The following is a 14,058-nucleotide window of genomic DNA, read 5'->3' on the forward strand; positions in this document are numbered from 1 at the left end:
GCTCGAACATATGAAGACCTTTGGAAGGCCGTCGGACATGTCTGCAGCCTGTTCACACCGCAAGAATGCTGGAACTACTTCAGATCAACAGGATGCGTTGCATACTAATCGCCCGCTGCTCTAGTCTCGGATGGTAGAGCCAAAAGCCGGAGATACAATTGTCGTGTGGTTCTCCAACGGTGCTGCCAGCGCAGTTGCATGGATGGAGACTGTGCTTCGTTATGGCGACATTTGCGAAGTCGTTGCTGTAAATAATCCGGTTCAGGAAGAAGACGCGGACAACCATCGCTTTGCATTAGATGTCGCGAAATGGGTCGGTTCCGATATTGTGTTTTGGAAGAACCCGAAATTTCCTAACGCCAGCGCGGAAGAGGTTTGGGATCATTGTAATGCCATGGCGTTCCCACACGGTGCTCCTTGCACAGACAGGCTCAAAAAAGCGGCGCGGCAAGATTATGAAAAACATCGTCGGATCGGCTGGCATGTCTTCGGGTTCACAGCAGACGAGCGCAAAAGGCATGAGAGATTCGTTCTGACCGAACGAGATAATGTTTTGCCTGTGCTCATTGACGCTGGAATCACGAAAGACGATTGCTATGAGATTATTCGTGCGGCCGGCATTCTGCTTCCCTTGGTATATCGTCTAGGGTACCCAAACGCTAACTGTCTCGGTTGTGTCAAAGCGACGAGTCCTACCTACTGGAACCATCTGAGACGAATGCATCCGGAAATTTTCAAGAGGCGATCTGAACAATCACGCCGACTCGGTGTTCGCCTAGTGCGTTACAAAGGGCAAAGAATGTTCTTAGATGAGCTGCCGCCGGATGCCGTTGGTAGGCCAATGAAGACCATGCGAATTGAGTGCGGAATTTTCTGTGAGGAATGGCCCGTCTCAAATGATAATTCGGCTGAAATGAGCCCCCTGGAATTCCTCATTCGGAGCGTTCTCGCGGCTTAATTCTTACCCCTCCAACTTCCACCATTTGCAGATATTCACCGGGGCCAGGGTCGTTGCACATCACAGCGGTGAGATTAGCATCATAGTTTGCTGGATCCATCACACCTGACTTGTTCAGAGGGGTGAACGCTCCATTCTGCCCAGATGGCAATACCGATGGGTCGAAGGACATATCCGACGCAACCATTGAAATACTCGAACCGTCACTGAGTTCCCAATGGCCGCACAGCAGTCCGATGAGTTTGAGCGCGGGTGCGAGTATTTCAATGGGCTGGTAAGATAGAAAAAATCCGACTCTTGCGGTCCACCCTGATTTCGGAACGTGGAGGATCAGATATTTTCGCTTTGGTGATGATGGTGGTGCAGCCGATCTCAGGAAATCAGTTGGGAAGTAGACACAGGCAACCATAGCCGTGATCTTGTCGGACATGTCCGGTTTGTCCCAAACTACGATGTCCCGCTTTTCTAGCTTCGAACTCCTACCCTCTATTTTTGGGTGGTATTGCTTCGTAAATGCGTAGCGATATCCACCTTCCGGGTGCAAACTCACCTTCATAGACCCGCCGAGTTTTCGGGACGCAATATAAACGGTGTCCTTGTGCCCCCATACTGCCCACGGAGTTGAGAAACGCCCCTCTGGTCCTTCGATTGCAAACCTTAGCCTGTGGCTCCAGGCCTGCATGAATTGTTCGACCCTGGCCTTCTTTGCTGCATCAATCATTGCAGTCTCGCCTTATAATTCGATCAACTGATTATAAGCGCAAATCCGGTCGAAATTTGGTTTCTGCAAATGGGGGTACTTTTGGGGGTATCGGGGAAATAGTAGAAAAATAACATAATAAAATCAATAACTTGACAAAATTTTGCATCCTACCGGGCCCACCATATTTCAAGGTGTACTGGATTGAACCCCTAATTTGAGTCACGTTAATTGGTGACAGTTCAGTTGGTCCACTGAGTTCGCGTTTTGGGTTGTGCCCAGTGAACAGGCTTCGAATTCGTCTGGAGACCGATAAGCCAATGCCGAGTGCAGTCGCTGGCGATTGTACACAGTCTCGATGAATGTGCAGATGGCGGATCCGGCGTACTCCAGGTTGTTGTAGTTCGAGGCGTGAACCTCCTCCACCTTCAGCGTTTTCATGAAACTTTCCGCCATAGCATTGACGTAGGGACACCCCGCACTGCTCATGCAAGGCAAAATGCCGACGGCTTGAAGGCGTTCGACATAGTCGCTGCAGGCATACTGGGCAGATTCAAACGGTCGTCGCAACACCCCGCTCCAGGAGGTGTTGATGGTTACAGGGAAACGGAAGTCAGAATGCTCAAAACGGCGCAAATTGTCCTCGCCAGGGCGGCCACCGGTGTGGCGGCGTGAGAACCTGTGGCGGTTTTGGCAAGGAGTGGCGTCGGGTCTGTCCGGTGAAGAAGCCTCAGCCGCAGCCGGCGTTTTGGACCCCCTTGGTATCCGGCGGTTTCGAAGTTCGGGCGGCGTGCCTCCAACACATCTTTCGCCCGTAGCGGCGCCACTCACGAGTCGAAACCTATCGTTTCTGGAATGGGAGGAAATTGCTTTGGAATGTGCGCGGTCGCAGATCTGTATCTGTTTATTTTATCGGCAAAATGCATTCTGTTGTTTAAGTGATGCCCATGTTCCAGTCGAAACTTTTAGTTTTCATTTTTTATATTTGAGGAATATTTAGCAAATGAATTCCAATAATTTGATGATATGTGGAAGAAAAGTAGAATAAAACTGCAAAACGCGCAAATTGGTCTTGACGATTTGATCGGAAGCGTGCCTCATGAAGGGGAAGCTGATACGACAAACCTGCAACCAGACGCGAAACCGACTTCTCGATGCAAATTCCTGCCTTGACATTTGAAGCGATCCGCCGCTCGGTGATTGGCGACGCCATGCCGGTGCGAGGTCCGTTTGGTTCGCGTTCGTTGATCTACGCAGACCATATTGCGTCTGGGCGGGCTTTGAGTTTTATCGAGGATGCAATCCGCGACCATATTCTGCCCGCCTATGGGAACACCCATACCGAGACTTCGTGGTGCGGACGCCAGACCACACGCGTCCGCGAGGCGGCGCGTCAGGCGATCAGAACCAGCGTCGGCGCCGATGAGGACCACGCGGTGATATTCGCAGGGGCAGGCGCGACCGCAGCGGCGGACAAGTTGGCGCGCGCGCTCGACCTCGGACCCGATGCAACGGTCTTTATCGGCCCGTACGAGCATCACTCCAACGATTTGACCTGGCGCGAGACCAAAGCGCGCATCGTGCGCATTCCCCTGAACCAGGCCGGCGAACTCTGCCTTGACACCCTCGCGGAAGAACTGCGTGAAAGGCAGGGCGGCGGACCATTCGTCGGCGCTTTCTCGGCGGCGTCCAATGTGACCGGTGTTCTTACCGACCTGCCAGCGCTGGCGCGCCTGCTCCATGCTTACAATGGTCTGTTGATCTGTGATTATGCGGCTGCCGGACCCTATGTTCCCGTTCGTCTGAGAGCATCCGCGCCCGGCGAGACGGACCGGATCGACGCCGCGCTGTTTTCGGCGCACAAGTTTCCCGGTGGTCCTGGCGCGTCGGGCGTCCTGGTCGCTGATCGCCGGATTTTTGACCAGAAGCGGCCAACCATGACGGGCGGCGGCACAGTCTCCTACGTCACCGCCGAAAAGCATGTCTACGTGGAGGATCCCGAGCGACGCGAGGAAGCGGGAACGCCAGCCATCATCGACAATATTCGCGCCGGCATGGTTTTCGATCTCAAGACGCAAATGGGCGACGAAGTTGTTGCGGCGCAGGAAGAATTCCTGACCGAGCGGCTAGACAACCTGCTGGCGTCGGAGCCGGCGGTGGAACTGCTGAGCCCGCCGCGATCGCGGCGGCTCGGCATTTATTCCTTCAATATCCGGGCTGGCGAGCGCCTTTTGCACCATAATTTCGTGGTCGCTCTGCTGAACGATCTCTTCGGCATTCAGGCGCGGGGCGGATGCTCGTGCGCAGGGCCCTATGGTCACGATCTTCTGGGCATCGATTCCGCCACCGCCTGGGCTCATGAGCGCGCCGTCGCCCGCGGTTACTCGGTCTTCCGTCCCGGCTGGGCGCGGCTTGGGGTGAGCTGGTTCTTCGATGAAGAGACGGTGGACCAGATCAAGGCCGCAATCGCATTCATCGCGCATCGCGGGCTGTCGGTTCTGCCTGCATATCGTCTTGACGCGGCGAGCGGCGTCTGGCGTCCGGATCCCGCGGCGTTGCCCGGGATGGTGGAGACGGTTGAAGACGCGACGCCGGATTTCGCCCAGATGTGGTTCGGAAACGCCTCTGCGCCGACGACAGCGCCGGACTTCGAGACTTGTCTGGCAATCGCCCACGAAATTGCCGACCTGGCCGAGCGCCATACCCCGGATGTCGGACCTGAATTTGATGCAGACAGTAAAAAGTTGCGGTGGTTCTGGATGCCGTTGGAAGCATCCCGGCAACTGCGTGGCGTGGCCTGAACTGACACGAACAACGGACAGGAAACCTGGCGAATGGCTATTGAGAATTGGGTTGCAAGGTATCTTGGCGAACTGACGGAATTCCGTCGCGACCTGCACCGCAATCCCGAATTGCTTTACGACGTGCATCGCACCGCAGACGAAGTGGCCCGGCTCCTGCGCGAAGCCGGGGTCGATGAGGTGCACGAAGGCATCGGCCAGACCGGCGTGGTCGGCGTGATCCGGGGGCAGAGCAATACATCCGGGCGCACGATCGGGTTGAGAGCGGACATGGACGCTCTGCCGATCAAGGAAGACACCGGAGCTGAATGGGCTTCCACAATCCCGGGCAAGATGCACGCCTGCGGGCATGATGGTCACACAGCCATGCTCCTGGGCGCAGCCCGCGCGTTGGCGGAAAGCCGCGCCTTCGATGGGACTGTCTGCGTCATTTTTCAGCCTGCAGAGGAAGGCGGCGCCGGCGGCAAGGCCATGATCGACGATGGACTTCTGGAGAAGTTCCCTATCCAGGAATTCTACGGAATGCACAACCGTCCCAACCTTGAGGTCGGCAAGTTCACGACCCGCCCGGGCCCGATGTTGGCCTCGGTCGATGAAATCAACATAAAAATCGAAGGCGTCGGCGCCCATGCCGCCACGCCGCATAACGGGATCGATCCGATGCCGGTGATGGCGGCGCTGGTCCAGGCGGCGCAGACCATCGTGTCGCGCAACCTCGATCCGATCAAGTCGGCGGTGGTGTCGATAACGCAGATAAACGGCGGCGACGCGTTCAACGTGATCCCGCAAACAGTGACCCTGCGCGGCACAGTGCGCTGCCTCGATGAAGATGTGCGCGACATGGTCGAAGAGAAGCTTGGCCGCGCTGTCGAACATATCGCCGCAGCATTCGGCGCAAAAGGCGAACTGGAATATCTGCGGCTCTATCCGGTGACGATCAACAACGCTGAGGCGGTCGAGAATGTGCTGGCCGCCGCCTCCGAAGTGGCGGGTTTGGAAAACACGTCCGGAGAAATGCCGCCGGCGCTCGGCGGCGAAGACTTCTCCTTCATGCTCAACGAGCGTCCCGGCGCGATGATCATGGTCGGCAACGGGCCGGGCGCCATGGTCCACCACCCGAAATACGACTTCAACGACGACGTTATCCCCTGGGGTTGTTCCTTCTGGACGACCCTGGTCAGGCAGCGCTTGCCAACGAGTATTCCCGATTCAGCCGATCGGTCCGTCAAACATTGACGGATGCTTGAAACACTTCGGCGTTCTGCTTCCCTCCGAAAGTTCGCCCTGATCTCCAAGGCATGAAGGCAAAGGTCATGACCGACAAAGAAACACTGGTTCCAGAACTCGATCACGTTGTGATCATGGTGCATGGCGACCTCGACGCTTCGGTCGAGCAATACAAGGCCATGGGCTTCGACTTGACGCCACGCGGTCATCATTCGCTAGGTTCGTCGAACAATTTGGCGATTTTCCAGAACAACTATCTTGAACTTCTGGGATTTGAGGAAAGCAAGAAGCTTCTGCGCCCCGAACTGATGGACACGCCGCGCGGTCTTGCCGCTGTGGTCTGGCGCTGCCCGGATCTCGACGCGGTGGTGAGTCGCCTGGACGAAACCGGGCTGAAGATAGAAGATCCGACCCATTTCGTAGGCCCGGTCGAGACCGGCGAAGGCGCGTTCGACGCGGCCTTTGCGGTGATCAATTTTCCGACGAAGGGTTTTGCCGAAGGGCGCAGTTTCTTCTGCCATCACAAGACGCCGCAATATGTCTGGCGCGAGGAATGGCAGAACCATCCGAACACGGCGCTTGATGTCTCGGAGTACGTCTTCGTTGGCGGCGCGCCTGAAGAGACGCTGACCATGTTCGACACATTCTTCGGCCCCGGCGTCATGACGCCGGTTGACGGCGGCATGGCGATCGAGGCCGGCGCCGGGCAGGTGGTCGCGCTGACCGCCGAGGCCGGCAAAGCGCGCTTCGGAGAAGCAGTCTCGATTATTCCGGAAGAGGGCGAGGCGCGAATGATTGCGCTGAGCGTTCGCTGCAAGTCGCTCGACGCGGCGCGGAAGGCGCTGAAGGACGGCGGCCTGCCATTCGAAGATCTCGGCGCGCGGCTGCGCGTTGGCGAGGATGCAGCCTTCGGACTGGCGATTGAATTCCACGAGTAAACCCGGCGCACGAAGCGCGGCGCGTCCTGGCTGCGTAAAAATTTGAAAGAAAAAGGAACACCGATATGCGCGCAGTAGTATTGAACGAGCACGGCGGGCTCGACAAGATGACGTATGTCGAGGACTTCCCTGACCCCGTTCCCGAAGAGGGCGACGTGGTGATCCGGGTCAAGGCCAGCTCGAATAACTACCACGACATTTTCACCCGCCGAGGCATGCCCGGGATCAAGATCCCCATGCCGCTCATCGTCGGCCTCGACATTGCAGGCGAAGTGGTCGAGGTCGGACCAGGCGTCAGGGGCGGCCGACTGGTCACCTGTGGGGCTACCGCCGGTTTTGATCCTGTCGAGGATGGCAAGCTGGTGATCGCGCCATGACGAACGCCACCATGGATATGGCGACGGTCCAGAAATACCTGGACGGCTCTCCCTTCATCGCTTTCTGCGGCCTCAAGGTAACAGAGATCGATATCGAAAAGCAGACAATCACCATGATTGCGCCGCTGCGCCCGGAATTCGAGCTCGGCGCAGGCACAGGCCAGTGGCACGGAGGACCGATCGCATCTGTCATCGACACCGTCGGCGACTTCGCGCTCGCCATGCTTTTGAACACCGGCATCCCGACGATTAATTTCCGCGTCGATTACCTGAAGCCGGCGATCAACACCGCCTTGATATCGACCGCAACCGTCCGACGTCTGGGGCGGGCGGTCGGGGTGGCCGATGTGGACGTCTTCAACGAAAGCGGCGCCCTCGTGGCCATCGGCCGCGGCACCTATGCAATACCTCCCGGCAAATAACCGAAACGAGGGCGGACAGGGAAACCGCCCCAACTCTAGTCCGACAGACCTTGAAGGGGAACTAAATGACAAGACTGACAAGACGTCTTGCACGATCTGACGATGGTCCAGCATTAAGCCCCTCGTCTGCTGGTCATGTATCTGGGCAGCGTGGTCGAGACAGGTCCCGCCGAGACAATATGGAAAAAGGCGGCGCATACCTACACCGAGGCGCTGCTGGCCGCGGCGCCGGTCGCCGATCCGCGGGAATTGCGGAAACGCAAGAAATTCGTGCTGCAGGGGAATCTGCCCAGTCCGGCGAACCTGCCCAAGGGCTGCGCCATCTCCACGCGCTGCCTCTTTTGCGAAGATCGCTGCCGGTCGGAGAATCTCCCTACCGTGACGCCTGTCCGGCGGGCGCCGCAACGCCTGCCATTTCGACCTGGCGGACCGGATGAGGGAGGCTCTGCATGAAGAACTGGACAAATCCTGACGATCTCGTCGATCACAATGGTGGAATGGACCGCGTTGCTCTTATCGACGCCCGGACGGAACCGGTGAATATCCGCCAGGCCGTCGTTGTGCCGCGGGCCGATGAGGAATGCAGCCAGATACCCGTTGCATTCGTCGTGAAGGCTGAAGCCGCGTCCCTGACCGTGCAGGACGTCAAAGACTATACTCTAAAGAACGGGCCGAGCTATCAGTATCCGCGCCGTGTGCTCTTCGCCGCAGAACTGCCGCTGGAAAGTCTGACTGAGCTCCTGGCCAATCACCTGGGTCCGCGGGGGATCACGGTCAACGCCATTGCGCCGGGCGCCACAGTCACGGATATGAACCGGCTTGACGAAGATCCCGAAAAGGCAAAGGCGACGGCGAACACGATTGCGCTTCGTCGGGTCGGATACCCACAGGATGTCGCCACCGTGGCGCTGTTTTTGTGTTCATCGGCTGGCGGTTGGGTTACAGGGCAATGCGTTGACGCTTCGGGCGGCCAGCGACTCTGACGAGAAGGGCCGGCGACGCCGCGCCGGATGGGAGGAGACGTCACAATGATTGACGATATCGACAAAAAAATCCTGGGGCTGCTTCAGAAGGATTGCACGCTTCCGGCGACCGAGATCGCAAGCCGCGTGGGCTTGTCGGCGACGCCCTGCTGGCGGCGTATTCAGAAGCTCGAAGAAGAGAAATTCATCCGCTCCCGGGTGGCGCTGCTGGACAGCGTGAAGCTGAACGTCGATGTGACCGCGTTTATCGCCGTGCGCACCAACCAGCATAACAGGGCCTGGCTCGACAAGTTCGAGAAGGCCGTCTCGGGCATGGATGAAGTGGTCGATTTCTTCCGGTTGAGCGGCGACATCGACTACCTGATCCGCGTCGCCTTGCCGAACATCAAGGCCTATGACGCGTTCTACAAGCGCCTGATCGAAAAAGTGGATATGAGCGACGTGAACTGCATGTTCGCCATGGAGACGATCAAGTCGACGACCGAGCTCCCCCTGCATTATGCGGAAACCAAACAGCGCTGACGCTTCCGTGGCGACCGATGGGGCGCTCGCCGCGTATTCGTTGCTGACTATCCTTAACAACTGAACATGTTTTGAGTTTTCCTCCATGGATCCGATTGCTGTCCCAGGTGGGAAGGGCTAATCGTCAATGAACGCCAGGCAATCCGAGCAAGGCCACGAGAGTGTCATCGACAATGCCGACGCAGCAAATCTTCACCGACGAGTACAAGGACACGCCCTATTGGTGGGACGTCAGCCCCGCGCCGGAGGCGCCCAAGCAGGATCTTCCTTCCAGATCGGAAGTGGCGATCGTTGGCGGGGGCTACACTGGATCGTGCGCGGCGATCGCCACGGCCCGGGGCGGCCGCGAGACGCTGGTTCTGGACGCGGAGCAGCCGGGTTGGGGCTGCAGTTCGCGCAACGGCGGACAGATCAGCAATACGCTCAAGCCGTCGCTGTCTTCGCTGACCCGAAAATACGGCGCAGACCTTGCCCTCAAAATACTTCAGGAAGGCATGCGGTCGACGGAATTCCTGCGCGAGTTCATCGAGCAGGAAGAGATCGATTGCGATTATCGGCAGAACGGCAAATTCTTCGCCGCTCATAATCCCGCGCAATACGAGGCGATGGCCAGGAAGTACGCCAATCAGACCAAGGGGCTGGAGGTCGAGGCGCACATGGCGCCGCGGGCCGATCAGCGCAGCGAAATCGGATCGGACGCCTATTACGGGGGAGCTGTTCTGCCGCAAAATGCGGCGCTCGACCCGGCCAAGCTCCAGAACGGGCTTGTTGATCGCGCCAAGGCGGCCGGCGCGCGCTTCATCTCCCATTGTCGCGTCGAAAACATTCGCCGCGAGGGCAAAGGGTTTCGACTGCAGACGGCAAAAGGGCCGGTGTTCGCCGACGATGTGATTATCGCGACGAGTGGTTATACCGGGGCGGTGACGCCATGGCTGCGCCGGCGCGTCATTCCGATCGGCAGCTACGTCATCGCTACGGAAATGTTGCCGCCGGAAACGGTTCGCGAGATGTTTCCCCACGACCGTATTGTGACGGATTCCCGCAAGGTCGTTTACTATTACCGCGCGTCGCCGGACGGACGCAGGGTGCTGTTCGGCGGGCGCGTCTCCTTGACGGAGACCAACTCGCGGGCAAGCGCGCCTCTGCTTCGCAAGGAGTTGATTTCCCTGTTCCCGCAGATCAGCGATGTCCGCATCAGCCATTCCTGGATGGGTTTCGTCGATTTCACGTTCGATTCCATGCCGCATGTCGGCAAGCATGACGGGATGTATTACGCCATGGGCTATTGCGGCTCGGGCATCGCGACGGCGACCTATCTGGGAATGAAAGCCGGCCAGAAGGTGCTGGGCAGCCCTGAGGGCGATACGCCGCTCGACAAGACCCGCTTTTCCACCCGGCCGTTCTATACGGGGAATCCGTGGTTTCTGTCCCAATCCATCCGCTATTATCGCTGGCGTGACGCATCCGGAAAATAATCATAGTAAAATAATAATGTAAAATCAATATCTTATATCAATACCACAGCGACCTCCGGGTATCTGGGTTTGTTTCGGGAATTTGCGTTTCGCCACCTTTCTTGGATTTGGCTTTGTTTCGGGAATCGGTGATTTTGCGGGTTTTCCGCTATCTGGCTTCGTTTCGGGAATCCGGAATTTCAACTTTCCTCACGGCCGCAGACAACCGATGACGCCGATTTGAGAGCGGAACCGACCATAGCACGAATTGCCGAACAATTCAGCCTGTTTGTTCCTTTTTTGTTCACATTTCCGAGTGACGAAACCGGTTTGTGCTACTCCGCGAATTCGACACGCCGAGGCTCTTCGCCAGCATTTTGACGGCCTCATTCATCGCAATCACCGGCTTTGCGATCGTTTCCGTTATCGAAAAGATCGTTATACGCTGGGACGCCGCTTCGGTGACCTGACGTCCCTGGCGATTGGTCAGGACACGGTGAAATCCGTCTTCATTCCGGAATACTCGTGCTCGAGGATGTGACAATGGAGCATGAAGGGGTTTGTCCTGACGCCGGATACTGAAAGGCGACCTGGATATCGCAGAACCCGTCTTTCTCCAACGGCGCTTGTCGTCAGCACCTCTCTTCTATTGATCAATCTCTTGACGCGTGTCCAATCCTTTTGCCGATCAGTGCCGGCTCGATGGGCTGAGTGCTGGCGGTTTGCCGCCCAGTTGGTGTACATGTGATTCCCGGCCGGAGTCGCAAAGATATCTCAATCGACGCCGCGCCAGTTCCTGAGCGGGCGACAGGCCGCATCAATCCGGCAGGCTGGGAGAGGTGAATGCCGTTGGGCGACGTCCGCGTATCGATATTCATATTGCCTTGGCTTCTGGCCTTGTTGCTCACCTTTACGGGCTCGTCGATGGCGAAAACGATCATGATTGACGGACCGGAGGGTCCATTGGCCGGGGAAGCAACGGCCGTCGACGGCGCACGTCATGTGATCGTCATCATACCCGGCTCCGGTCCGGTGGACCGCGACGGCAACAGCCCGCAGGGCGGGCTGGCCACAGACGCTTACAAGATGCTGGCGGACACGCTCGCAGACGAAGGGATAGCCTCGATCAGGATCGACAAGCGCGGCTTTTTCGGCAGCAGCGCCGCGATTGCCGATCCAAACGACGTGACGATCGAAGCCTATGCCGGGGATGCGCGCGACTGGTTGAAGCGCGCCGCGGAGATGGCCCCGTGCGTCTGGATCGCAGGTCATTCGGAGGGCGGGCTGGTTGCGCTCGTCGCGAGCCGCAAGCCGCCCGAAGCGCTATGCGGACTGTTGTTGCTTTCGACCGCCGGGCGGCCGATGGGTAAATTGTTGCGGGAACAGCTGCGCGCGATGCCGGGAATGGCGCCATCGATGCCGGCGATCGATCGTATCGTGACAGGTCTCGAGGCCGGCCGCACTGCCGATCCCGAGGAACTGCCGCCGCATCTGAAGGCGATGTTCTCACCCGGCCTGCAGCGCTACATGATCGATCTGTTCTCTCACGATCCCGTTGCCCTGGCGCATGACTGGCAGGGGCCGGCGCTGATCGTACAGGGGGATGCGGACATACAGGTCAAGCAGATTGACGCCATTCTGCTCGCCGAGGCGCTTCCGCAAGCCGAGAAGGTGGTCCTTGAGGGCGCCACACACATGCTGAAAGTCGACGTTCCGGACCAGCCGCTAGCGACCTACACCGATCCCTCGCATCCACTGCACCCGGACCTTGTTCCCGCCATATCGGAATTTCTGGCGCGCAATTAAGCGTGCTGGCGGCGGCTGGAACCAGGAACCGCGTCGGGAATGCTGACCAGCCGCGACAGGCGCTCGGTAATGATCGAGGAAGCGCGGCGCAGCTGTTCGAGCGCACTGTCCCTTATGTCCTGAAAGGTCTCCGGTCCGGGCGAGGCGAGGCTGATGCCGGCGACGATGTCGCCTCGGCTGTCAAGAACCGGAACGCCGATGGCGTAGATGCCTTCTATATTTTCGCCCAGGCAATCCGCATAGCCGTTCTTGCGAATCTCGATCACCTCTTCATAGAGACGTATCGGCTCGACTATCGTGTTGCCAGTCAGTCGCGGCATGTCCAGCGTCTGCAGGAACGTCGCCAGTTCGTCGTTTTCCAGACGGGCGAGTGCGATCTTGCCTATGGATGTCGAATGCAACGGAGCGGTTCGGCCGGGCTGGGGATAGACGTGTATCGGAGGGCTCGGCAACGAGAGGAAATACACCATTTCGGTGTCGTGCATTGCGCCGAGATAGGCGGCCATGTTGCAGTTTTTCGCGACTTTCTGCAGTTCCTCGAATGCGGCGTCGGCGAGCGTTCTCTGTACGAGATAGGATTGCCCCGCCTCGTAAAGCCCGTATCCGGTGCGGTAGCGCATGGTGCGCGGATCCTGCTCGACAAAATCGTGGTTCTTCAGGGTCGCCAGCAAACGGTGGACGACGCTGGGCGGGATCGCCAGTCTTCGGCCAAGTTCACGAACGCCGATATCGCCCTGTGTGGAGCTCAGCATCTTGAGGATCATCAGCGCTTTTGAAAGCGACTGGTTGGCGTCGAGTTCGGAGAGATGTCTGGTCATGGTGTCGGTCCTTTGCGCCTAAACTTTGAGCGCACTCCCCGGACGCCCAATTACTGGCCAGCATCGTGCCATCAGTCGCGAATTGCTGCAAGGCTGTTGAGAAGGGGGGCCAGTTCTTCTGCGCTGCTGACGCCGGTGACGATCAGCTGATCCAGCCCGACCTCTTCATATTCAGACAGGCGTTTGCGCACATCGTCCGGCTTGCCGGCGACTGCATGTCTGCGCACGATGTCGTCGCTCACAAGACTGTCGACGGTCGGCCAGTCGCTGTTCGCATAGGCCTTTGCGAGCGCCGGCTGATCGAGCGTCCCGCCGCCGAGTTCGATGTTGGTCTTGTGATGCATGCCGCGCAGGATGAAGGCCATCTTGCGGCGCAGGCTGTCGAATGCGCGCTTCTCGTCCTCGTCGATCGCGGCGTAGACGAGACCCATGCGACGGATCTTGCTTCCGGATTCGGCTTCGCCTGCGGCGGTTTCCGCGAGGCAGGACTGAATGAAGGCGACGGACGCGGCGGCGCTGATGAGCAGGCCGTCGGCGTGCGAGCCGGCGAGCTTAAGCATCTTGGGTCCGGACGCGGCGAGTATCAGCGGCACGTTGCGCTTGCCGGCCTCGAGCGCGCGCCCTTCCACCTGGAAGCGATTGCCCTGGAACTGGACGACCTCGCCGCTCAACAGAGCGCGGCAGAGCTCGAGCGCTTCGCGCATGACCAGAAGCGGCTTGTCGGACTCGATGCCCGCGGCTTCGAGATCGCGCGGCGCGCCGACGCCGAGACAGAGCGAAACGCGGCCGGGAAACAATTCATCGAGCGTGGCGGCCGCCATGGCGATGTAGACCGGATGGACGCTGAAGGGGCTCATGGCCATCAGCGCTATTTTCAGCCGGCTCGTTGCGCTCAATATCGCTGCGGCGCTGGCGACCGGCTCGCGCTGGAAAAGGTGGCTCGCGAGCCAGAGGGTTTCGACCCCCGTCGCGTCCATCAGCGAGACCATCTTCTGAACTTCTGGCCAGGGTTCGTTGCCGTTCAGCGCGACGCCTATTTCTGAAGACATGGT

The 14,058-nt window shown here is 58.6% G+C and carries 17 protein-coding genes; 12 read left to right on the top strand and 5 right to left on the bottom strand.

Features of this window, described 5'->3' with window-relative positions; translation table 11 throughout:
• Nucleotides 1–163: 163 nt before the first annotated feature.
• On the top strand, nucleotides 164–958 hold the full coding sequence (locus tag AAFN47_RS25740) for a hypothetical protein (RefSeq protein ID WP_499812096.1): 795 nt from the start codon (nucleotides 164–166) through the stop codon (nucleotides 956–958).
• On the opposite strand, the gene AAFN47_RS25745 is transcribed toward AAFN47_RS25740, so the two are convergent.
• Both AAFN47_RS25745 and AAFN47_RS25750 read right to left on the bottom strand, forming a co-directional pair.
• A complete protein-coding gene (locus AAFN47_RS25745; RefSeq protein ID WP_499812097.1) occupies nucleotides 933–1,679 on the bottom strand; it encodes a hypothetical protein in 747 nt (248 codons plus the stop codon). The two genes, AAFN47_RS25740 and AAFN47_RS25745, sit on opposite strands and share 26 nt — an antisense overlap.
• Nucleotides 1,680–1,880: 201 nt before the next feature.
• The gene (locus AAFN47_RS25750; RefSeq protein ID WP_499812098.1) at nucleotides 1,881–2,294 is read right to left on the bottom strand and encodes an integrase core domain-containing protein; all 414 of its coding nucleotides are present in this window, start codon (nucleotides 2,292–2,294) and stop codon (nucleotides 1,881–1,883) included.
• A gap of 533 nt (nucleotides 2,295–2,827) precedes the next feature.
• Here AAFN47_RS25750 and AAFN47_RS25755 point away from each other — a divergent pair.
• The 10 genes from AAFN47_RS25755 (at nucleotide 2,828) to AAFN47_RS25800 (ending at nucleotide 10,852) form a co-directional block, all read left to right on the top strand.
• Nucleotides 2,828–4,459 (top strand): aminotransferase class V-fold PLP-dependent enzyme, encoded by a 1,632-nt coding sequence (locus AAFN47_RS25755; protein WP_499812099.1) that lies wholly within the window; start codon nucleotides 2,828–2,830, stop codon nucleotides 4,457–4,459.
• A gap of 33 nt (nucleotides 4,460–4,492) precedes the next feature.
• Entirely contained in the window at nucleotides 4,493–5,695 is a 1,203-nt protein-coding gene (locus tag AAFN47_RS25760; RefSeq protein ID WP_499812100.1) for a M20 aminoacylase family protein, read from the top strand.
• A gap of 77 nt (nucleotides 5,696–5,772) precedes the next feature.
• A complete protein-coding gene (locus AAFN47_RS25765) occupies nucleotides 5,773–6,624 on the top strand; it encodes a VOC family protein (protein ID WP_499812101.1) in 852 nt (283 codons plus the stop codon).
• Between the two features lie 65 nt (nucleotides 6,625–6,689).
• Entirely contained in the window at nucleotides 6,690–7,001 is a 312-nt protein-coding gene (locus tag AAFN47_RS25770; protein ID WP_499812102.1) for an alcohol dehydrogenase catalytic domain-containing protein, read from the top strand.
• Entirely contained in the window at nucleotides 6,998–7,423 is a 426-nt protein-coding gene (locus AAFN47_RS25775; protein ID WP_499812103.1) for a PaaI family thioesterase, read from the top strand. The genes AAFN47_RS25770 and AAFN47_RS25775 overlap by 4 nt, the downstream gene beginning before the upstream one ends.
• Before the next feature lie 135 nt (nucleotides 7,424–7,558).
• Nucleotides 7,559–7,876: an oligopeptide/dipeptide ABC transporter ATP-binding protein gene (locus tag AAFN47_RS25780; RefSeq protein ID WP_499812104.1), complete on the top strand. Its 318-nt coding sequence runs from the start codon at nucleotides 7,559–7,561 to the stop codon at nucleotides 7,874–7,876.
• Nucleotides 7,873–8,406 carry an SDR family NAD(P)-dependent oxidoreductase gene (locus AAFN47_RS25785; protein ID WP_499812105.1) on the top strand — a complete coding sequence of 178 codons (534 nt, stop codon included), beginning with the start codon at nucleotides 7,873–7,875 and terminating at the stop codon, nucleotides 8,404–8,406. The genes AAFN47_RS25780 and AAFN47_RS25785 overlap by 4 nt, the downstream gene beginning before the upstream one ends.
• 48 nt (nucleotides 8,407–8,454) lie before the next feature.
• Nucleotides 8,455–8,928 (top strand): Lrp/AsnC family transcriptional regulator, encoded by a 474-nt coding sequence (locus AAFN47_RS25790; RefSeq protein ID WP_499812143.1) that lies wholly within the window; start codon nucleotides 8,455–8,457, stop codon nucleotides 8,926–8,928.
• 173 nt (nucleotides 8,929–9,101) lie between these two features.
• Nucleotides 9,102–10,403 (top strand): NAD(P)/FAD-dependent oxidoreductase, encoded by a 1,302-nt coding sequence (locus tag AAFN47_RS25795; protein ID WP_499812106.1) that lies wholly within the window; start codon nucleotides 9,102–9,104, stop codon nucleotides 10,401–10,403.
• Nucleotides 10,404–10,714: 311 nt separating this feature from the next.
• On the top strand, nucleotides 10,715–10,852 hold the full coding sequence (locus tag AAFN47_RS25800; protein WP_499812107.1) for a hypothetical protein: 138 nt from the start codon (nucleotides 10,715–10,717) through the stop codon (nucleotides 10,850–10,852).
• 16 nt (nucleotides 10,853–10,868) lie between these two features.
• On the opposite strand, the gene AAFN47_RS25805 is transcribed toward AAFN47_RS25800, so the two are convergent.
• Nucleotides 10,869–11,126, bottom strand: a complete 258-nt coding sequence (locus AAFN47_RS25805) for a multicopper oxidase domain-containing protein (RefSeq protein WP_499812108.1) — start codon at nucleotides 11,124–11,126, stop codon at nucleotides 10,869–10,871.
• Between the two features lie 99 nt (nucleotides 11,127–11,225).
• Between AAFN47_RS25805 and AAFN47_RS25810 the strand changes: the two genes are divergently transcribed.
• A complete protein-coding gene (locus tag AAFN47_RS25810) occupies nucleotides 11,226–12,188 on the top strand; it encodes an alpha/beta hydrolase (protein WP_499812109.1) in 963 nt (320 codons plus the stop codon).
• Here the strand turns inward: AAFN47_RS25810 and AAFN47_RS25815 are convergent.
• Complete coding sequence (locus tag AAFN47_RS25815) at nucleotides 12,185–13,006, bottom strand: IclR family transcriptional regulator (RefSeq protein WP_499812110.1); 822 nt, start codon at nucleotides 13,004–13,006, stop codon at nucleotides 12,185–12,187. The genes AAFN47_RS25810 and AAFN47_RS25815 overlap by 4 nt on opposite strands.
• Before the next feature lie 71 nt (nucleotides 13,007–13,077).
• Nucleotides 13,078–14,055 (bottom strand): LLM class flavin-dependent oxidoreductase, encoded by a 978-nt coding sequence (locus AAFN47_RS25820; protein WP_499812111.1) that lies wholly within the window; start codon nucleotides 14,053–14,055, stop codon nucleotides 13,078–13,080.
• Nucleotides 14,056–14,058: the final 3 nt, after the last annotated feature.

This window comes from Hoeflea sp. CAU 1731, from assembly GCF_039888615.1.
Classification (GTDB): domain Bacteria; phylum Pseudomonadota; class Alphaproteobacteria; order Rhizobiales; family Rhizobiaceae; genus Flavimaribacter.